The 18,755-nt window shown below is 43.1% G+C and carries 19 protein-coding genes and 2 riboswitches; of the genes, 11 read left to right on the top strand and 8 right to left on the bottom strand.

What is annotated here, in order from left to right:
• The first annotated feature begins 106 nt into the window (after nt 1-106).
• The 3 genes from kinE (at nt 107) to NYE22_RS14920 (ending at nt 3,032) form a co-directional block, all read left to right on the top strand.
• On the top strand, nt 107-2,323 hold the full coding sequence (gene kinE, locus NYE22_RS14930) for a sporulation two-component system sensor histidine kinase KinE (RefSeq protein ID WP_342411941.1): 2,217 nt from the start codon (nt 107-109) through the stop codon (nt 2,321-2,323).
• Nucleotides 2,320-2,817, top strand: a complete 498-nt coding sequence (gene ogt, locus NYE22_RS14925) for a methylated-DNA--protein-cysteine methyltransferase (protein ID WP_015715780.1) — start codon at nt 2,320-2,322, stop codon at nt 2,815-2,817. Before kinE ends, ogt begins: the two co-directional genes overlap by 4 nt.
• 89 nt (nt 2,818-2,906) lie before the next feature.
• Complete coding sequence (locus NYE22_RS14920) at nt 2,907-3,032, top strand: hypothetical protein (protein WP_342411940.1); 126 nt, start codon at nt 2,907-2,909, stop codon at nt 3,030-3,032.
• A gap of 33 nt (nt 3,033-3,065) precedes the next feature.
• On the opposite strand, the gene mtnA is transcribed toward NYE22_RS14920, so the two are convergent.
• The 3 genes from mtnA to NYE22_RS14905 form a co-directional block, all read right to left on the bottom strand.
• The gene (gene mtnA / locus NYE22_RS14915) at nt 3,066-4,127 is read right to left on the bottom strand and encodes an S-methyl-5-thioribose-1-phosphate isomerase (RefSeq protein ID WP_302896939.1); all 1,062 of its coding nucleotides are present in this window, start codon (nt 4,125-4,127) and stop codon (nt 3,066-3,068) included.
• Nucleotides 4,128-4,134: 7 nt separating this feature from the next.
• On the bottom strand, nt 4,135-5,328 hold the full coding sequence (gene mtnK, locus NYE22_RS14910; protein ID WP_032725589.1) for an S-methyl-5-thioribose kinase: 1,194 nt from the start codon (nt 5,326-5,328) through the stop codon (nt 4,135-4,137).
• A gap of 92 nt (nt 5,329-5,420) precedes the next feature.
• Nucleotides 5,421-5,577, bottom strand: a riboswitch (SAM riboswitch).
• A gap of 83 nt (nt 5,578-5,660) precedes the next feature.
• Nucleotides 5,661-6,440, bottom strand: coding sequence for a carbon-nitrogen family hydrolase (locus NYE22_RS14905; RefSeq protein WP_003232495.1), 780 nt, complete (start codon nt 6,438-6,440; stop codon nt 5,661-5,663).
• A 94-nt stretch (nt 6,441-6,534) separates the two neighbouring features.
• Here NYE22_RS14905 and mtnE point away from each other — a divergent pair, with 94 nt between their 5' ends.
• From mtnE to mtnD, 5 genes are all read left to right on the top strand, one after another.
• Nucleotides 6,535-7,731 carry a methionine-glutamine aminotransferase gene (mtnE, locus tag NYE22_RS14900; RefSeq protein ID WP_041850898.1) on the top strand — a complete coding sequence of 399 codons (1,197 nt, stop codon included), beginning with the start codon at nt 6,535-6,537 and terminating at the stop codon, nt 7,729-7,731.
• Between the two features lie 38 nt (nt 7,732-7,769).
• A riboswitch (SAM riboswitch) is annotated at nt 7,770-7,870 on the top strand.
• Between the two features lie 84 nt (nt 7,871-7,954).
• Nucleotides 7,955-9,172: a 2,3-diketo-5-methylthiopentyl-1-phosphate enolase gene (gene mtnW, locus NYE22_RS14895; RefSeq protein WP_302896937.1), complete on the top strand. Its 1,218-nt coding sequence runs from the start codon at nt 7,955-7,957 to the stop codon at nt 9,170-9,172.
• Nucleotides 9,169-9,876 (top strand): 2-hydroxy-3-keto-5-methylthiopentenyl-1-phosphate phosphatase, encoded by a 708-nt coding sequence (gene mtnX / locus NYE22_RS14890; RefSeq protein ID WP_003232486.1) that lies wholly within the window; start codon nt 9,169-9,171, stop codon nt 9,874-9,876. The genes mtnW and mtnX overlap by 4 nt, the downstream gene beginning before the upstream one ends.
• Entirely contained in the window at nt 9,834-10,463 is a 630-nt protein-coding gene (locus tag NYE22_RS14885) for a methylthioribulose 1-phosphate dehydratase (protein ID WP_032725591.1), read from the top strand. The genes mtnX and NYE22_RS14885 overlap by 43 nt, the downstream gene beginning before the upstream one ends.
• Nucleotides 10,464-10,477: 14 nt before the next feature.
• Nucleotides 10,478-11,014 carry an acireductone dioxygenase gene (gene mtnD, locus NYE22_RS14880; RefSeq protein WP_003232483.1) on the top strand — a complete coding sequence of 179 codons (537 nt, stop codon included), beginning with the start codon at nt 10,478-10,480 and terminating at the stop codon, nt 11,012-11,014.
• Nucleotides 11,015-11,054: 40 nt separating this feature from the next.
• On the opposite strand, the gene NYE22_RS14875 is transcribed toward mtnD, so the two are convergent.
• On the bottom strand, nt 11,055-11,375 hold the full coding sequence (locus NYE22_RS14875) for a YkvA family protein (RefSeq protein ID WP_003232481.1): 321 nt from the start codon (nt 11,373-11,375) through the stop codon (nt 11,055-11,057).
• Between the two features lie 202 nt (nt 11,376-11,577).
• Between NYE22_RS14875 and spo0E the strand changes: the two genes are divergently transcribed.
• Nucleotides 11,578-11,835 carry an aspartyl-phosphate phosphatase Spo0E gene (gene spo0E / locus NYE22_RS14870; protein WP_003218598.1) on the top strand — a complete coding sequence of 86 codons (258 nt, stop codon included), beginning with the start codon at nt 11,578-11,580 and terminating at the stop codon, nt 11,833-11,835.
• Between the two features lie 85 nt (nt 11,836-11,920).
• Complete coding sequence (locus NYE22_RS14865; protein ID WP_003245685.1) at nt 11,921-12,352, top strand: hypothetical protein; 432 nt, start codon at nt 11,921-11,923, stop codon at nt 12,350-12,352.
• A 27-nt stretch (nt 12,353-12,379) separates the two neighbouring features.
• Here NYE22_RS14865 and kinD read toward each other — a convergent pair whose 3' ends face one another.
• Nucleotides 12,380-13,900, bottom strand: a complete 1,521-nt coding sequence (gene kinD, locus NYE22_RS14860; RefSeq protein ID WP_015252216.1) for a sporulation kinase KinD — start codon at nt 13,898-13,900, stop codon at nt 12,380-12,382.
• Nucleotides 13,901-14,092: 192 nt separating this feature from the next.
• Here kinD and mhqR point away from each other — a divergent pair, with 192 nt between their 5' ends.
• The gene (gene mhqR, locus NYE22_RS14855) at nt 14,093-14,530 is read left to right on the top strand and encodes a MarR family transcriptional regulator MhqR (RefSeq protein WP_003232475.1); all 438 of its coding nucleotides are present in this window, start codon (nt 14,093-14,095) and stop codon (nt 14,528-14,530) included.
• A gap of 39 nt (nt 14,531-14,569) precedes the next feature.
• Here the strand turns inward: mhqR and motB are convergent, their stop codons facing one another.
• From motB to clpE, 3 genes are all read right to left on the bottom strand, one after another.
• Nucleotides 14,570-15,355, bottom strand: a complete 786-nt coding sequence (gene motB / locus NYE22_RS14850) for a flagellar motor protein MotB (RefSeq protein ID WP_003232473.1) — start codon at nt 15,353-15,355, stop codon at nt 14,570-14,572.
• Nucleotides 15,327-16,139 (bottom strand): flagellar motor stator protein MotA, encoded by an 813-nt coding sequence (gene motA, locus NYE22_RS14845; protein WP_003244739.1) that lies wholly within the window; start codon nt 16,137-16,139, stop codon nt 15,327-15,329. Before motA ends, motB begins: the two co-directional genes overlap by 29 nt.
• A gap of 382 nt (nt 16,140-16,521) precedes the next feature.
• Complete coding sequence (gene clpE / locus NYE22_RS14840; RefSeq protein WP_029317717.1) at nt 16,522-18,621, bottom strand: ATP-dependent protease ATP-binding subunit ClpE; 2,100 nt, start codon at nt 18,619-18,621, stop codon at nt 16,522-16,524.
• Nucleotides 18,622-18,755 lie beyond the last annotated feature (134 nt).

Below are 18,755 nucleotides of genomic sequence, written 5' to 3'. Positions count from 1 at the left end.
AATGTAATGGCGCTGAAATTTTCTGAAATTTATAGGGCAAATGAAGGAAGTTCCCGCATTTTGTAGAAATATTGAGGGATAGGTTTTGAAGAAGGAGTGTACATGCATGGAAACTCTTGGTGTCCAGACAAACTCGGAGCTGCGAGAGGAACTGAATCGTCTCAAAGAAGAAAACGCGCGACTGAAAAAGGAATTGAATCAGCATCAAGTGATTGTCAACAATACGCTCGATGCTATTTTTATTTGTGATAACGAAATGCGGATTGTTCAGGCAAATGAAGCAACAGAAAGGATGCTTCAAGTTGACTCGGAAGATTTGAAAAAGCGTTCTGTTTTGGATTTTTTGTTTTCCATTCCAAAGGATGAACTGAATCTTTCCGTAAAGAAGTTTTTTAAAAAAGGCTTTCTGTGGAAGGAGGTTCCGATCAGGCTTGATTGCGGGGCAACAAAATACATAGAGTTTCTGGCCAAAAGAGGTATTGGTGAGGATTTCTTTTTTGTTGTCATGAGGGACATATCTTCTAAGAAGATTCTGGAGCGGGAATTCTCTATGAATGAACAGCTTTTTAAGGACTTGTTTGACAGAGCAGTTGACGGAATCGTCCTGTTTGATAAAGATGGCGGTTTTATTGATGCCAATTTGTCCTTTTGTAAAAGCTTTGAAATCAATCATAATGAGCTGTCTCATTTATCTTTGTATGAGTTCATAGACAGCGGCTCACGAAAAGATTTCGACAATATCTGGAAGGCGCTCAACCGCAAGGGAAAAGCGAAGGGGGAGCTGCCTGTCAAGCTTCGTTCAGGAGTTCAAAAACTATTTGAATTCACGATTACATCAAACATCATCAGCGGTTTTTATATGTCCATTATGAGGGATATCACAGAGAAGCGGTCTATGGAGCTGCAGCTCTTTAAAAGTGAGGAGCGCTTCAGAGAAATCTTTGAAAATGCAATGGACGCCATCATCATCTGGTCGAATGACGGAAGAATCGTAAAAGCGAATCAATCTGCCTGTAAAATTTTTGAGCTGCCGATGAATTTGCTGTTGAAAAGAAAGCTGTGTGATTTTCTCGTTGACTCGCAGCAGAAATACAGCATAACGAAGAGGAAATACGCAAAATACGGAGAGATCAGAGAAGAGCTGCTGTTTCAAATGGGGAACGGCCAATTCAAAGAGTTTGAATTTACTTCAAAACGGACAATCCTTGAAAATCAGCATTTGACGATCTTAAGAAATGTAAGTGACAGAAAGCGAATGGAAAAGGAGCTTCGGGAAAGCGAGCTGAAATTCAGAAAAGTGTTCAACGGCTCAATGGACGGCAATGTATTGTTCGACAATCAATACAGGATCATCGACGCCAACCCGTTAGCAAGCCATATTTTGGGCCTGTCACATGAAGAGATCAAACAGCACAGCCTGTTAGATATTATTTCTGCTTATGAAATAGAAAATCTGGCATCACCGGCAAGGCAGATTAATTTTGATGAAATGGACAACGAAATTCCATTTTTGCTGAGCAGCGGTGATAACAGAAAACTCGAATTCTCATTTAAACGGAATATTATTCAAAATATGAACTTGGCTATCTTTAAAGACGTAACAGAGCGAAAAGAATTGGAGGAGCGCCTGCGCAAATCAGATACCCTTCATGTTGTCGGCGAACTCGCAGCAGGCATTGCTCATGAAATCAGAAATCCGATGACTGCTCTTAAAGGCTTCATTCAGCTTCTGAAAGGGAGTGTCGAGGGAGACTACGCCCTTTACTTCAACGTGATCACCTCAGAACTAAAGCGCATCGAATCCATCATCACCGAATTCTTGATTTTAGCCAAGCCCCAGGCCATTATGTATGAGGAAAAACATGTTACCCAAATTATGAGGGACACGATAGACCTTCTAAATGCGCAAGCCAATCTCAGCAATGTACAAATGCAACTTGATTTAATTGACGACATTCCCCCGATTTACTGTGAACCGAATCAGCTGAAACAGGTTTTTATCAATATATTAAAAAACGCCATCGAAGTGATGCCTGACGGCGGAAATATTTTTGTAACGATAAAGGCATTGGATCAAGATCATGTTCTAATCTCCTTAAAAGACGAGGGAATCGGAATGACAGAAGATAAATTAAAGCGACTTGGTGAACCGTTTTATACGACAAAGGAACGGGGAACTGGACTTGGGCTTATGGTAAGCTATAAAATTATTGAAGAACATCAAGGCGAGATTATGGTAGAAAGTGAAGAAGGGAAGGGCACCGTTTTCCATATTACGCTTCCTGTCAGACAGAATGCTGAAGAAAGAAGGAATGATGAATGAACTACTATACGACAGCCGAAACGCCGCTCGGTGAACTTATCATTGCCGAAGAGGAGGACCGGATCACTCGTCTATTTCTCAGTCAGGAAGATTGGGTGGATTGGAAAGAAACGGTTCAGAATACTGAGCACATGGAAACACCTAATCTTGCAGAAGCGAAACAACAGCTTCAAGAATATTTCGCAGGCGAAAGGAAGACATTCTCCCTGCCGCTCAGCCAAAAGGGCACTCCTTTTCAGCAAAAAGTGTGGCAAGCGCTGGAGAGGATTCCATATGGCGAATCCCGAAGCTATGCGGATATTGCCGCTGCTGTCGGCAGTCCGAAAGCGGTGCGCGCTGTCGGGCAGGCTAATAAACGTAACGACCTGCCGATTTTTGTCCCGTGCCACAGAGTGATCGGCAAAAACAGTGCGTTAACAGGATACGCCGGAAGCAAAACGGAGATCAAAGCATTTTTGCTAAACATCGAGCGAATCTCCTATAAAGAAAAATAAAACATATGGCACGTTCCCTTTTTTCACGGCCGACATATCATTTTATTAAGTTAAAAAAGTTGGTCTGATGAAAAAGGAGGACAAAGCAATTGAAGCCGAGCCGCTCTGAGAAACTTGCCGTTTTTGCCGAACTGTTTGTGAAACTGCATATCTTATCAAGCACTCAAAAAGATGAAATCATCAATGTTAACAAAAAGAAACAAAAAAACCGCTGACTCGGCTCCAAATGAGCAAAGTCCAGCGGTTTTTTAATGCACCTTTTCTCCTCTAAACAGCTGTTCAATCTCTTCTTCATAGTTTCCGGTCATAATCCCTTTTTCTGTGATGATTCCTGAAATGAGATCATGAGGTGTAATGTCGAAAGCGGGATTAAAGACAGGCACATTGGATGGAGCGGTCCGAACTCCGGAAATCTGCCTGACTTCCTCGGGATCTCGTTCCTCTATCGGGATATCAGCGCCGCATTTGACCTTTGTATCAAAGGTAGATAAAGGTGCGGCGACAAAAAACGGAATATCAAAGGCGTTTGCTAAAATAGCAAGACCGTATGTGCCGATTTTATTTGCCGTATCACCGTTCTTTGCAATTCGGTCGGCTCCGACGATAACAGCGGAAATTTGTTTTTCCTTCATCGTATGGGCGGCCATGCTGTCTGTGATCAGAGTGACATCAATGCCCCCCTGCATCAGCTCCCAAGCAGTAAGGCGTGAACCTTGCAGGACAGGCCTTGTTTCACAGGCATAAATGTGTAATCCCAAATCTTTTTGTTTGGCCAAGTAAAACGGAGCTAGCGCCGTTCCATAGCGGCTTGTCGCGATTGAGCCGGCATTGCAGATCGTCATGATCCTGTCGCCTTTTTTGAAAAGCTGCACGGCGTTTTGGCCGATCAACCGGCACGTTTCCTCATCCTCGACCTGAATCTGAATGGCTTCATGGACAAGGTTTGTTTTTGCTTCATTTACGGAAATCGCGTTTTCGACCGAATGACTCAGTCTCTCAAGCGCCCATGACAAATTAATGGCGGTAGGCCGTGAGCTGTTTAAATATTGTTTGATGTCTTCCAGTCTGCGGCGGAATTCCGTGACATTGTCTGTTTCAATGTCTTTGGCAGCAAGCGCCAGTCCGAAGGCAGCTGTAATGCCGATCGCCGGAGCGCCCCTTACTTTGAGCGTGACAATCGCATCAAATACATCCTCTTTCGTCGTCAGCTCCAAATATTCCGTCTCATCAGGAAGCTTTTGCTGATTTAAAATGGTAATAGCTGTTTCTTTCCATTCAACAGAACGTGGAACAGCAAATGAATGGGTCATGAATAGATCATTCCTTTACAAGTAACTTAAATAATTCAATAACATCTGTTATCGTTTTGAATTCCGAACGTTTTTCGATAAAGGCTGTGCCGGTTTCGAGCGCCAAGCGTTTTCTGCCGATTCGTTTATCAAACGGCACGATCGTATCCAGGTCAGCTACATGGGCAAGGCCGATCGTGCGTCGTATCAGCTCACAGCCCGCAAATCCGATTGCTTCTTCAAAAATATGGCTGAGCGTATCAGTGAGGTAACCGTCGATGTTGGCGTAAACATCCAGACTGTCCTTCTGCCAGGCTTCACTAAACGTCTCCTTAAACGTTTCCCAGACCTGGTTGACATGTTCATATAACGGCTCTCTGTCAGCCTCGTCACGGCTGAGTGCGTTCAAAAATAAGTTGGCGATAAATTGCCCTACATCAAAGCCGATCGGTCCGTAAAAAGCAAACTCAGGATCAATCACCTTTGTTTCGTGCTCACTTGCGAAAATGCTTCCTGTATGCAAATCACCATGAATCAACGTTTCTGCAGACGTTAAAAATGACTTTTTCAGCTTAGCGGCTTCGATTTTAACGCTGTCATTATTCCAAAGCTTTTCGACAAAAGGACGAAGCTCTTCTTCAAAATCATTTGTGTCATGGTCGAAGAAAGGATCTGTAAAAACAAGTCTTTCCGTAATGTCGCATAGCTCTGGATTTGTAAACTGTTTAACAAGCTGTTTTTTCACCTTAGGTTCAAGCGCGTAATCTGATGAGTAGAAAAGTGTTTTTCCTAAAAATTCACCGATGTGCTGCGACAGATGAGGATAGTTTTCACCCTCAATGAGTCCTTTTCTTGCGATCTTGAGATGAGAGAGATCCTCCATGACGGTAACCGCCATTTCCGTATCAGAATAAAACACTCTTGGAACCAGGTGAGGCACATGCTCGCCCTGACGGATGAGAGCGCTGCTTTCGATTCTTGCACGGTCGATTGTCAGCGGCCAGCTTTCTCCCACCACTTTTGCATACGGAACCGCCTGTTTAATGATCAATGCTCTGTCATGTTCTTGATCATAAATATGAAAAACGTAATTTAAGTTGCCGTCTCCGATCTCCTGGCATGTCAGCGTGCTTTTGCTTGGAAATAGGCCAAGCTTCACCGCCAACGCCACAGCGGAGCTTTCATTTAACGTTTCGTATAAAGGTGTTTTTGTGACTCCCATCATCATAACCTCCAATTATGTAATTAATTAATATGTGGCCGTAAAAAAGCCTCCTTCTCAGAGAGAAGGAGGCTTAACATCTATGTCCGCCTCTCTTATCTCTCAGATCAGATCTGAATGGAATTAGCACCGTGCCTTAAGAGACCAGCGTCTCGGCGCGAAAAAGATGCGCCCCATTTCACAATGGAATTACGGTCGGTTGCTGTTGGGGTCAAAAGGCCAAATCCCTCGCCCAACTCTCGATAAGAGAATATATTCACTTGTTTGACAATTCTAATTTATCAGTTGATGAACATGGTAACAGGTAATTTAGTTAGTTGTCAATATATTTTTTAATATAAATCTTTTCTGATATCATCGAAAACAGGAATGCTCTCCCGAACTTCTGCGCTTTCTTGAAGGTCGATTTCCGCTCGGACTATGCCTTCTTCCCGGCCGCCTTCAGCAAGTACACGCCCCCATGGATCAATAATCAGGCTATGTCCTGCAAATTCATTATCCGGATTTGAACCGGTACAATTGCAGGCTGCGACAAAGCATTGGTTTTCAATGGCTCGCGCAATAAGCAGGCTTTTCCAATGATCAAGGCGGGGAAGAGGCCATTCCGCAGAAATAAACAGCACGTTGGCGCCTTTTGTCGTATGTTTTCTGATCCATTCCGGAAAACGGATATCGTAACAGATCAATCCAGAGCTTTTGACGCCGTCAAGCTCAAAGTATCCGTCTTCGGAACCGGCTGATAAATACAGATGCTCATCCATCAGCTGAAAAAGATGGGCTTTTCTGTACTCTTTAATGATTTGCCCTTCCTTATCCGCGATGTACATTGTATTATAAACATCAGAATTCTTCCTGACAGCGACCGATCCGGCGACAATATGAACACCATGTTTTTTTGCCGTTTTCTTCAGCCAGCTCTGAGCGGAGCGGCCGTCTTCATCAGCGAGTTCATCAAGATTGGCCAGATCATATCCGGTCGTCCATAATTCAGGCAGAACAAGAACATCAGCATGTTTGCTTTCTTTTTCGATGAAAAATTCAGCCTTTTTTATATTTTCCGAAGGTTTTCCGTATGAAATATCAAATTGAAGACAAGATATCGTCCATTTCATCTTTTTAACACCCCAAATTTTTCTTTACTTTTTTCATTTAACCATATATGATGATGGACTATCATTTCAAGATTTTTTTAGAAGGTGAGAATAGATGAAATTTGAACAGTCTCATGTATTGAAGGAATTGCCTAAACAATTCTTCGCTTCTTTGGTGCAGAAAGTGAACCAAAAGCTCGCAGAAGGACATGACGTTATCAATCTGGGACAGGGAAATCCAGATCAGCCGACTCCTGAACATATTGTTGAGGAGATGAAACGAGCTGTTGCTGATCCTGAGAATCATAAATATTCGTCTTTTCGCGGCTCATACCGTCTGAAGTCAGCGGCTGCTGCATTTTACAAAAGAGAATACGGCATTGATCTGGATCCGGAAACCGAAGTCGCTGTATTATTCGGCGGAAAAGCCGGTCTAGTCGAGCTCCCGCAATGCTTGTTGAATCCCGGTGATACGATTTTAGTTCCCGATCCGGGTTATCCTGATTACTGGTCGGGTGTCACATTTGCAAAAGCAAAAATGGAAATGATGCCGCTCGTAAAGGACAGGGCGTTTCTCCCTGATTACAGCAGCATAACCGCTGAAGTAAGGAAACAGGCGAAATTGATGTATTTAAATTATCCGAATAATCCGACCGGAGCTGTTGCTACTTCCGAGTTCTTTGAAGATACCGTGCGTTTTGCGACTGAAAACGGAATCTGCGTCGTTCACGATTTTGCTTACGGCGCTGTCGGATTTGACGGCTGCAAGCCTTTAAGCTTTTTGCAGACTGAAGGTGCGAAGGATATCGGAATTGAAATTTACACGCTGTCAAAAACGTATAATATGGCAGGATGGCGGGTTGGCTTTGCCGTCGGAAACGCTTCGGTCATTGAAGCGATCAATCTTTATCAAGACCATATGTTTGTCAGTCTTTTCAGAGCGACTCAGGAGGCTGCAGCAGAGGCACTGTTAGCCGATCAGACGTGTGTGGCAGAGCAAAATGCCAGGTATGAGAGCAGGAGAAACGCTTGGATCACGGCATGCCGGGAAATCGGCTGGGATGTAACAGCTCCCGCAGGTTCTTTTTTTGCATGGCTGCCTGTGCCTGAAGGCTATACTTCTGAGCAGTTCTCAGATCTTTTGCTGGAAAAAGCGAATGTGGCAGTTGCGGCTGGAAACGGCTTCGGTGAATATGGCGAGGGCTACGTCAGAGTCGGACTTTTAACAAGTGAAGAAAGACTTAAGGAAGCCGCTTATCGAATTGGCAAACTGAACCTGTTTACCCAAAAAAGCATTGACAAGACCTTATAACGATGGGATAATTCAAAATAATTTATAAAATCTATATTTTCTTATCAAGAGCAGGCAGAGGGACGAGCCCGATGAAGCCCGGCAACCGACTTATAAAGCACGGTGCTAATTCTTGCAGCTAGCGGCTGAGAGATAAGATTCGGACGAGAAACGAAACCTCTTTAGACGCGATTGCAGTTTGAAGAGGTTTTTTGATATGGATGAAAATGAAAGGAGCTCTGGCATGAGTGAGTTATTAGCGACATATCTCCTGACCGAACCGGGAGCCGATACAGAGAAGAAAGCAGAACAAATCGCAACAGGATTGACAGTAGGCTCCTGGACTGATCTGCCCCTTGTAAAACAGGAGCAAATGCAAAAGCACAAGGGGCGGGTGATAAAAGTTGAGGAGAGAGAGGGAACTGCTGCATCAGAAAAACAAGCGGTCATCACAATTGCCTATCCTGAAATCAATTTCTCTCAGGATATTCCGGCTTTGCTGACAACAGTGTTTGGCAAGCTGTCCCTGGACGGAAAAATCAAATTAATCGATCTTCACTTCTCTGAAGCATTTAAGCGTGCATTGCCGGGACCGAAGTTTGGCGTATACGGCATCCGGAAGCTGCTGGGAGAGTTTGAGAGACCGCTGTTAATGAGCATATTTAAAGGCGAAATCGGAAGGGACCTGAGTGATATTAAAGAACAGCTCCGGCAGCAGGCGCTTGGCGGAGTTGACTTGATTAAAGACGATGAAATTTTCTTTGAGACAGGTCTAGCGCCTTTTGAAACAAGAATTGCAGAAGGAAAGCAAATATTGAAAGAAACGTATGAGCAAACCGGACATAAAACGCTGTATGCGGTGAATTTGACCGGACGTACGGCTGATCTGAAAGACAAAGCGAGACGCGCCGCCGAATTGGGAGCGGATGCGCTTTTGTTTAATGTCTTCGCTTACGGCTTGGACGTTATGCAAGGCCTTGCAGAAGATCCTGAAATCCCAGTTCCGATTATGGCGCATCCAGCAGTGAGCGGAGCGTTTACGTCTTCTCCGTTTTACGGTTTTTCTCACGCTCTTTTACTCGGAAAATTAAACCGATATTGCGGTGCTGACTTCAGCCTCTTTCCGTCTCCATATGGTTCGGTTGCGCTTCCAAGAGCAGATGCACTGGCGATTCATGAAGAATGTGTGAGAGAGGATGCTTTTAACCAAACATTTGCTGTTCCGTCAGCAGGCATTCATCCCGGCATGGTTCCGCTATTAATGCGTGATTTCGGCATAGACCACATTATTAACGCCGGAGGAGGCGTACATGGACATCCGAACGGTGCCCAAGGCGGGGGGCGAGCGTTCAGAGCTATTATTGATGCGGTCCTAGAGGCCCAGCCGATTGATGAAAAAGCCGAACAATGCAAGGATCTTAAGCTTGCGCTAGATAAATGGGGAAAGGTTGAAGCCGTATGACGACTCGAAAACCTTTTATTATTTGTGATTTTGACGGAACAATCACGATGAACGACAACATTATAAATATCATGAAAACATTTGCTCCCCCAGAGTGGGTGGCATTAAAAGACGGCGTACTTTCCAAAACGCTGTCGATCAAGGAAGGTGTCGGGCGGATGTTCGGCCTTCTGCCCAGCCGTTTAAAAGAAGAGATTACAAGTTTTGTATTGGAAGATGCAAAAATCAGGGAAGGCTTTCGGGAATTTGTAGCATTTATCAATGAGCACGAGATTCCGTTTTATGTCATAAGCGGTGGAATGGACTTTTTTGTATATCCTTTGCTTGAAGGCATTGTGGAGAAAGACCGCATTTATTGCAATCATGCTTCATTTGACAATGACTATATCCATATTGACTGGCCTCATTCCTGCAAGGGTACATGCAGCAATCAATGCGGGTGCTGTAAGCCGTCGGTCATCCATGAACTTTCTGAACCGAACCAATATATCATCATGATCGGTGATTCGGTTACAGATGTGGAGGCAGCAAAGCTGTCTGACCTATGCTTTGCAAGGGATTATTTATTAAACGAATGCCGGGAGCAAAACCTCAATCATCTTCCGTATCAAGATTTTTATGAGATCAGAAAGGAAATTGAGAATGTAAAGGAGGTACAGGAATGGCTGCAAAACAAGAACGCTGGCGAGAGCTCGCTGAAGTAAAACGGGAATTGGCAGAGAGAGATTGGTTTCCGGCTACTAGCGGTAATCTGTCAATTAAGGTTACAGATGAGCCTTTAACATTTCTCGTCACTGCAAGCGGAAAAGATAAACGCAAAGAGACGGTTGAAGATTTTCTGCTGGTCGATCAAAACGGAGAGCCTGCTGAAAGCGGGCATTCTCTGAAACCGTCAGCAGAAACGCTTTTGCATACACATTTGTACAATAAAACCAATGCCGGATGCTGCCTGCATGTCCATACGGTAAACAATAATGTGATTTCAGAGTTATACGGAGACCAAAAGAAAATCACATTCAAAGGCCAGGAAATTATAAAAGCACTCGGCTTGTGGGAAGAGAACGCAGAAGTGACCGTTCCGATTATAGAAAATCCGGCACATATCCCGACGCTTGCGGCACTGTTTGCGGAAGAGATTTCAGAAGATTCAGGAGCTGTTCTGATCCGAAATCATGGTATTACGGCTTGGGGGAAAACAGCATTTGAGGCAAAAAGAGTGCTTGAAGCGTATGAATTTTTGTTCAGCTACCATTTGAAATTGAAAACACTCCAGCCTCAGCTGGTTAAATAAAAGGAGGAATTGAAATGGCTACAATTCGAATTCATGATGAGGCAAATACAACGATTGAAAATCAAGAGGAAGTGGCAAGCTTTTTGGACAGTCAAGAGGTTATTTATGAGCAATGGGATATCACGAAGCTTCCGGAACATCTCTCAGAGAAATATGACCTGACAGAAGAAGAAAAACAGCAAATTCTTGATACCTTCGAAACTGAAATTAAAGATATCTCAACCCGCCGCGGCTATAAAGCACAGGATGTTATTTCATTGTCAGACAGCAATCCGAAACTTGATGAACTGCTTGAAAACTTTAAAAGAGAGCATCACCATACAGACGATGAGGTTCGTTTTATTGTAAGCGGACACGGTATTTTTGTCATTCAAGGCAAGGACGGCACGTTTTTTGATGTCCGTTTAAACCCTGGAGATTTAATCTCCGTGCCTGAGAATATCCGCCATTACTTCACGCTTCAGGAGGACCGCAAAGTTGTCGCGGTGAGAATTTTTGTCACAACTGAAGGCTGGGTTCCGATTTATGAAAAAGACAGCGTGAATCAATAAGCATGAGATAGCCCCGTTCATCGAACGGGGCTTTTTATATTTATTGCAAACGCCACTTTTCATACTGTGACAGTTCTTTTTTAATCAGTGTCCAAATCAAACCTAAAACAGCTGCATCGTCAATGAATCCAAGACCGAGGATTACGTCTGGAATGATATCGAGCGGCATGACGATATACAGGATTGCGGCAGTTAACAGCAAAAGTGTTTTAACCTGTGAACGAGGGTAGTCGCCATTTCGCCAATCGCGAAGCATCTGAAAAAAAGTAGTGATGTGCTGGATACATTTTTTTCGGTTTTTCCTCTTTAAAATCGCTTTTCCGCCTGCCGCTCCGAGCATTATTGCTTTCTTTTTCTTCATTGGGCATACCTCCTGCCTGGCGGCGTGTTTAAGATATTCTTCACCTGGGTATTGTTCTTCTAATCCTATCAATATATCTATTATACCTGAAAAATTAACTTATTTAATGAAAATATGTTTACAAATAAAGTATAATCTGTAATAATGCACAATAACCCAATCAAACTTGTTTCCTATTTCTTAGCGGCGAGGGGTGAAGTGAATGGGCGGTTCTTCTGAACAAGAAAGATTGTTGGTGTCTATTGATGAAAAAAGAAAGTTAATGATAGATGCCGCTAGAAAGCAGGGATTTACAGGGCATGACACGATCAGGCACAGTCAGGAGCTGGATTGTTTAATAAATGAATATCATCAGCTTATGCAAGAAAACGAACATTCCCAAGGGATTCAAGGCCTTGTAAAGAAATTAGGCTTGTGGCCCCGCAGAGATGTTATGCCAGCATATGATGCAAATAAATAGCGGCCTATCAGATGCATATATAAAGAGAGAGCTTTTCGGAAGCGCTCTTTTTTTCTGGAAAAAATTCATATGAAAGAGGGAACTAATGAAGGAACTGGCGATTCTCATTACCGAAATGGTCAATCAATTTCATGATGCTTTTATTTCCTTATGCGGAATATTTGGCATTCATTTAACTGACAAAGAAATGCATTTTTGGGTGATCGGCATTTTTGGCATATTCTTTTTCGGCGTCACTCACGCTGTGTTTACATGGCTTTCTAAATGGAGTATGACAGCCTTGTCCTTTATCTATACTGTTACAGTCATCATTGTCATCGTATTTGCGATTGAGATTCAGCAAAAGGTGACGGGTAGAGGGAATATGGAGTTTTTAGATGCCACGGAAGGTATAAAGGGTTTTTTAGTATTTTTTATGTTTTTTTTGCTTTTGAAAATGCTGTTGCGTTTCATCAAAATCCTTTTTTCTGGAAGACCAGCAAGCAAATCGAATGGCAATGCCCGATCACGAAGATAAAAAACCCTCCTGACATGGTCAGGGGGGCTATGATGCGGATACGGGGAGGGTGATTGTCACCTCTGTGCCTCTTCGCACTTCACTTTCAATATGAATAGAGCCTCCGTACATCAGCACGATCCGTTTACAAACAACAAGGCCGAGACCGGTTCCTTTTTCTTTAGAAGTAACAAAGGGAAGGAAGATGTGATCCAGCATTTCCTGAGAAATCCCTTCACCGTTATCCACAACTTTGATTATGGCTTTTTTATCTAAAGCTCCTAGGGAGATCGTCAGTTTGCCTCCTTCAGGCATTGACTCGAGGCCATTTTTTGCTACATTTAAAATCACTTGTTTAATATGATCTTTTGTACATTTTACGAGTAAGGGCTGCTCGGTTAAATACTGTAATTCGACTTCAACATTGTATAGATTGCCCTCAGAATAAATGATCGGCATAATTTCTCCGATAATGTCCTGAAGTGAGTTCAGCTCCCATTTTTCAGCTGTCGGCTTGCCGAGAACGAGAAACTCACTCACTATTTGATTGATGCGCTTTATCTCCTGTTCGATAATGGAGAAGTAAAGCTGATCTTCCTCACCTTTATATTTCTTTTGCAACAGCTGAATAAAGCCGCTTATCCCGGTGAGGGGGTTACGGATTTCATGGGCTGTGCTGGCAGCAAGCGTCCCGATCAGCTCTAATTTTTGCGCCTCGTTTTCTGAGCGCTCCAGCTGGGTCTGCCGCTTCAGCAAATAATACAGCACGAGAATAAAAAGGATATTCAGCAGAACAATAATACATGAAAGCGGAAGCACAAGGCTTTTCGACAGTTCTTCTATTGTGACCGGGTTCGGATAGACTTTCATATTCCAGCTGATATCATCCAGATATCCGCTGACAGGTTTCTGATCCTCTGCATGAGAGGCTTGTCCGCTCGCAAAAATCATTTTCCCGTCTTGGTTCACAACTTCAATATAAACATCAGGGCTCAGCAAGTTAATGAGATTTTTCAAATAATCAATTTGAATAGCTGCGACAAGATAATCTGTCACATTTCGTTTTGAGTCCAAAACAGGCACACAAATTGTGAAAATTGGCTGACCAGTAATTCTGCTCGAATAACTATCTGAAATGACTGTCTTTTTAGTTTCCTTTGCTTTTGTAAAAAAAGATCTGTCGGCCAGGTTTACTTTCGTTTTTAATTCGGTTGTGCTTGCGGTGACGTCTCCTTTGGCATTGAGAAAATAGAGACCGGAAAATCTCGGCTCTGAATCAAAGGTCTTTTCCAAAATTGACTGCATTTTCTTTATATCAACCGGTCTGTCGATGGCGATGGACAAGGAGGTCATTCTCGCCATTGTTTCTCCGATTAAATAATTGATTTTGTTGCGGTGAAGGTTTAGCAGGACACTTGCTTCTTGTTTATGTTCTGCAGCTATTGTATCTTTTTCTTTTTCATATACGAAAAAGCTGATGACGATTGCCGGAATCACGACCAGTATGATATAAAGTTTGACTCTCCCGCAGGCGCCTTTTAGTATTTTCAATTTGCATCGCTCCAACATACACCTGATTAGAGGTATTATATCATTGTTTCTTCTTCTTTAATAAGAAAAAATAACCAAAAAAATTAGAAAAAGGTGTTGGCATGCTTACATTTTAAAAAAGAAGAGAAATATTGGAAAGATTTTTATTGACATTTTGGTCTTTGTTTATTAATGTTTCTCTGTAACGGTTTCTAAAAGGATGATTGAGACATGACAGAAAAATCACTGAAGTTATTTATCGTGCTGTCGCGCGCGTATCGGTCTATTAACGATCATATGAATAAGCATATTCATAAGCATGGGCTGAATCCGACTGAATTTGCTGTGCTAGAGCTTTTGTACCATAAAGGTGATCAGCCGCTGCAGCAGATAGGAGATAAAATTCTCTTGGCTAGCGGGAGCATCACATACGTTGTAGATAAGCTGGAGCAAAAAGAACTTCTCATTCGGAAAGCGTCTCCTACAGACAGACGAGTGACATTTGCGCAAATTACTGAAAAAGGCATCGGTCTTTTGAACGATATTTTCCCTGATCACGCTGCTGAAATTGATGAAATGATCAGCGTATTAAGCGAAGAAGAGGTAGAGATGTGCACCGAAATGTTAAAAAGAGTAGGATTAAACGCAAAACAGTTTCATAATAAGTAAAAAAAGGAAGCCTGATATGTCACAAGGCTTCCTTTTTTGCTATTTTTCATTTGTTTCCGCTGCGCCTCTTGGCAAAATGAGAACTTCAACCCGCCGGTTTTTGCTTCGGCCTTCCGCAGTTTTGTTGGAAGCCACCGGTTTATACTCGCCATAACCCTTGGCGCTGAACACTTTTGCATCGAGCTTGGGGTTTTCAATCAGGAGCCCCATAAAGTTTACCGCTCTCATGACGCTTAAATGCCAGTTTGATTGGAATTCAGAATTTTTAATTGGCATATTATCAGTATGTCCGCTGATAATGATATTTCTTGGCGGGTTAATCACAAGAAGATTTGAAATCTCTTTTGCAAGCGGCACATCTTCCTTACGGATGGTCGCTTTTCCAGAATCAAAGAAGATGCTGTCTTTAATCGTAATCAGAAGGCCTTCACTAGTCATCTTCGTCTCCAGCTGATGTTCCAGCTTTTTATCTTTGATGAACTTTTCCACCTGGCTCTTCACATTTTCAAGTTCTTCTTGATCAGCTGCTTTTTCTTTTTCTTTCTTGTTTTTCTCTTTCTCTTCTTTTTCCTTTTTCACTTCATCGATGCCGTCTGACTCGTTTTCAGGAGGAGTGACACTGGAGTAGTCCAGTACACCGGTTCCGCCTGTAAAAACTTCATTAAATGATTTTGAGAGCATTTGAAACTTAGCTGCGTCAATCGAGCTGCTCGCGTACAGCACAATAAACAATGCCAGGAGAAGAGTAAGGATGTCGGCGTAAGGAACGAGCCATGATTCATCAACGTGCTCGTCCTCATGCTTCTTCTTCTTTTTTCTCGCCATTTTGCGCCTCTCCTTGTTCTGCAAATTTCAAGCGGTCCTTCGCAGGAAGATACATTAAAAGCTTTTGTTCGATGACTTTCGGTGCTTGTCCTTCTAAAACGGATAAAACACCTTCAATCATGACCTCACGCAGTTTTACTTCCTGTTTTGATTTTCGTTTTAATTTATTTGCGAAAGGATGCCATAACACATACCCTGTAAAGATACCGAGAAGTGTGGCAACAAAGGCGGCACTGATGGCGTGTCCAAGCTCATCTGTGTTATCCATATGAGAGAGAGCGGCAATCAGCCCGATTACAGCGCCGAGTACTCCAAGTGTCGGAGCGTACGTTCCTGCTTGTGTAAAAATAGCGGCTCCTGCTTGGTGCCTGTCCTCCATTGCTTCGACTTCCTCTGTCATAATATCTCTTATAAATTCCGCGCTTTGCCCGTCAACAGCCATGCTGAGCCCGTTTTTCAAGAAAGCATCATCTACATCCTCAATGCTTGCTTCTAAAGCAAGCAGACCTTCGCGGCGTGCAAGCTGAGCCCATTCAGAGAACATAGGAATGAGTTCCTCTATTGTGAGCTGTTTATTTTCCTTAAATAACACTCGAAACAGCGTAGGCACTTTTTTAATTTCTTTTGTTGGGAACGCAATAACGACTGCTGAGATTGTCCCGGCGATAATAATTAAAATGGCAGCGGGGTTTGCAAGGGCGCTGAAACTGACGCCTTTCAGAACCATCCCGACGCTCAATGCCACAAAAGCAAGAATAATACCGATTAACGAAGTTTTATCCATAGTTTTCACCAAATCCTTTTTTACTAGCTTGTCTATGGTTAATATCGGTTTTGGTGCCCGGAACTTTAGGGACATTGTGAATTTGTTCATGAAATATTCAAGGAAGAGGCATAGAAGGGAGAAATAAACAAAAACGGGCTCTCCAAAATTGAAAAGCCCGGGGGTCTACTGAAATTAGCAGCTTGCTTGCAAGCTGTCCTTCAGATGGTATTCATATAATAGTAGAAATACATATTCACTGTATATAAACATGTTCCATCCCTCCTTAAAAAAAGTGTAAAGGATGAAGGGAAGTAGCGCTTCAGGAGAAGGGACGGTAATTTCTAAGTCAAGAGTATGAAAGTATAAAAAAAGCGGCTTCCTAAAAGGAAACCGCTGATTGTTATTTTGCTCGCACTTTGATTTTATCATCTTCTAAAATCACGTGAAAACTGGTGATCTCGCCATTATCAAGCAGCAGATCGGTCATTTCATCCTCAACCCATTCTTGGATGGTTCTTCTAAGCGGACGTGCACCGAATGAAGGGTGGTAGCCCAGCTCAGCGATTTTTTCTTTCGCTTCATCTGTAACATTCAAGCTAATGCCCCGTTCAGCCAATGTTTCTTCAAGTTCTCCAAGAAGAAGGCTGACGATTTTGACAAGATGTTCTTTTTCCAATGAGCGGAACTCAATAATGCTGTCAAAACGGTTGAGGAACTCAGGTTTAAAGAACATGCTCAGTGAATCAATCAATGTTTGTTCTTCGATGACACTGTCATCTGATTGGAAACCGACTTTCGTTTGTTTCTCACCAGCACCCGCATTACTTGTCATGATGATCACTGTGTCTTTGAAGCTTACAGTTCTGCCTTGGCTGTCTGTCAGACGGCCATCTTCCATAATTTGCAGGAACATATGCTGAACGTCTGGGTGTGCTTTTTCAATCTCATCCAGCAACACAATGCTGTAAGGATTGCGGCGCACTTTCTCAGTTAATTGTCCAGCTTCCTCATGGCCGACATATCCAGGCGGTGAACCGATAATTTTAGATACGGCGTGTTTCTCCATGTATTCGCTCATATCGAGTCGGATAATAGCGTCTTTTGTGCCGAATAATTCATCTGCCAGTGTTTTAGAAAGCTCTGTTTTCCCTACGCCGGTAGGACCGACGAAGAGGAAGGAGCCGACTGGTCTGTTTTTGGATTTTAAACCGGCGCGGCTTCGTCTTACCGCCTTTGCCACTTTTTGAACAGCGGCTTCTTGTCCAATCACGCGTTCATGAAGTTTTGCTTCAAGCTCTTTCATTTTCGTTTGTTCGTCTGCCTGCAGTTTGCCGACAGGGATGCCTGTTTTTTGTTCAACAATTTCCTGAATGTGCTCAGCTTCCACAGTGACAGCGGTATGAGCGGAGGAGCTGTTCAGTTTTTTCTCCAATGCGAGTTCTTCATCACGGAGTTTTGCCGCCAGTTCGTAATTTTCTTCTTCCAGGGCTTTTGTTTTTTCGGCTTCAATTGCAGTTAAGCGTTCAGCGGCATCCTCATCATTCAGTTCATCAATTAACAGGTTGGCTTTTGAACCTGCTTCATCTAATAAATCAATTGCTTTATCCGGCAGGTGTCTGTCCTGAATGTAGCGGGATGATAAAGTGACACACGCTTTGATTGCTTCATCACTGAATGTTACGCCATGGTACGCCTCGTATTTGTCTTTAATCCCTTGCAGAATGAGGATAGCCTGTTCAATTGAAGGCTCCTGCACCATGACAGGCTGAAAACGTCTTTCCAGCGCGGCATCTTTTTCGATTTGACGATATTCTTTCAGTGTTGTCGCGCCAATGACTTGCAGTTCGCCTCTGGCTAGGGCCGGTTTGAGAATGTTGCCGGCGTCCATTGATCCTTCTGCAGAGCCTGCGCCGACGAGAAGGTGAATTTCATCAATGAACAGAATGACATTTTTTCGTTCCTTCAGCTCAGTGATCAGCTGTTTCATTCTCTCCTCAAATTGGCCTCTGATCCCTGTGTTTGCAACAAGGGATGCAACATCAAGCAAATATAGCTCTTTGTTTTTCAGTTTGTTTGGAACATCACCTTCAGCAATTTTTAAAGCGAGCCCTTCAGCGATGGCAGTTTTCCCTACACCCGGCTCACCAATAAGAACCGGATTGTTTTTGTTCCGGCGGTTTAGAATTTCGATCACTCGCGCCACTTCATCATCACGGCCGATGACGGGGTCAATGAGACCGGCTTTTGCACCGTTTGTAATATTTTGAGCCAGCTCATCAAGCAACCCTTTTTTTCCGCTTTGTTTTGCTGCGCTCTTTTCTTTCGGCTGGAATGCCTGTTCAAACGGAAATCCGAAAGATTGAGGACCCATACTCATTGAAGGTTTACGGGTCAGTTCGTTATAGCAAGTTTCACAAAGAACCATCTGTTTATGAACGGAATTTATTTGCATGTTAAGGCGAATCGTCGCCTCGTTTTGATGACAATGTTGACAACGCATTTGCCAAAACCTCCTTAATAATTTGACCTTCTTTGACCAATGAAAGTGAATAAAAAGGTCTATTGGATTTGACCTTCTTTGACTATTAGTATACGGCAAACTTAACGGCATTCAAACCAATATGCTCAAAGCAG

The sequence above is a fragment of the Bacillus sp. FSL K6-1560 genome (assembly GCF_038592935.1).
GTDB lineage: Bacteria > Bacillota > Bacilli > Bacillales > Bacillaceae > Bacillus > Bacillus subtilis.
The sequence above is the reverse complement of the archived record's forward strand: the minus strand, read 5'-3'. Positions and strand labels throughout refer to the sequence as shown.

Coding starts and splice junctions, on each gene's coding strand:
- mtnA (WP_302896939.1), bottom strand. CDS start 4,127: ATGACCCATTCATTTGCTGTTCCACGTTCTGTTGAATGGAAAGAAACA.
- mtnE (WP_041850898.1), top strand. CDS start 6,535: ATGAAATTTGAACAGTCTCATGTATTGAAGGAATTGCCTAAACAATTC.
- mtnD (WP_003232483.1), top strand. CDS start 10,478: ATGGCTACAATTCGAATTCATGATGAGGCAAATACAACGATTGAAAAT.
- NYE22_RS14875 (WP_003232481.1), bottom strand. CDS start 11,375: ATGAAGAAAAAGAAAGCAATAATGCTCGGAGCGGCAGGCGGAAAAGCG.
- spo0E (WP_003218598.1), top strand. CDS start 11,578: ATGGGCGGTTCTTCTGAACAAGAAAGATTGTTGGTGTCTATTGATGAA.
- motA (WP_003244739.1), bottom strand. CDS start 16,139: ATGGATAAAACTTCGTTAATCGGTATTATTCTTGCTTTTGTGGCATTG.
- mhqR (WP_003232475.1), top strand. CDS start 14,093: ATGACAGAAAAATCACTGAAGTTATTTATCGTGCTGTCGCGCGCGTAT.
- ogt (WP_015715780.1), top strand. CDS start 2,320: ATGAACTACTATACGACAGCCGAAACGCCGCTCGGTGAACTTATCATT.
- clpE (WP_029317717.1), bottom strand. CDS start 18,621: ATGCGTTGTCAACATTGTCATCAAAACGAGGCGACGATTCGCCTTAAC.
- kinD (WP_015252216.1), bottom strand. CDS start 13,900: ATGTTGGAGCGATGCAAATTGAAAATACTAAAAGGCGCCTGCGGGAGA.
- kinE (WP_342411941.1), top strand. CDS start 107: ATGGAAACTCTTGGTGTCCAGACAAACTCGGAGCTGCGAGAGGAACTG.
- motB (WP_003232473.1), bottom strand. CDS start 15,355: ATGGCGAGAAAAAAGAAGAAGAAGCATGAGGACGAGCACGTTGATGAA.
- NYE22_RS14905 (WP_003232495.1), bottom strand. CDS start 6,440: ATGAAATGGACGATATCTTGTCTTCAATTTGATATTTCATACGGAAAA.
- mtnX (WP_003232486.1), top strand. CDS start 9,169: ATGACGACTCGAAAACCTTTTATTATTTGTGATTTTGACGGAACAATC.
- NYE22_RS14885 (WP_032725591.1), top strand. CDS start 9,834: ATGGCTGCAAAACAAGAACGCTGGCGAGAGCTCGCTGAAGTAAAACGG.
- NYE22_RS14865 (WP_003245685.1), top strand. CDS start 11,921: ATGAAGGAACTGGCGATTCTCATTACCGAAATGGTCAATCAATTTCAT.
- mtnK (WP_032725589.1), bottom strand. CDS start 5,328: ATGGGAGTCACAAAAACACCTTTATACGAAACGTTAAATGAAAGCTCC.
- mtnW (WP_302896937.1), top strand. CDS start 7,955: ATGAGTGAGTTATTAGCGACATATCTCCTGACCGAACCGGGAGCCGAT.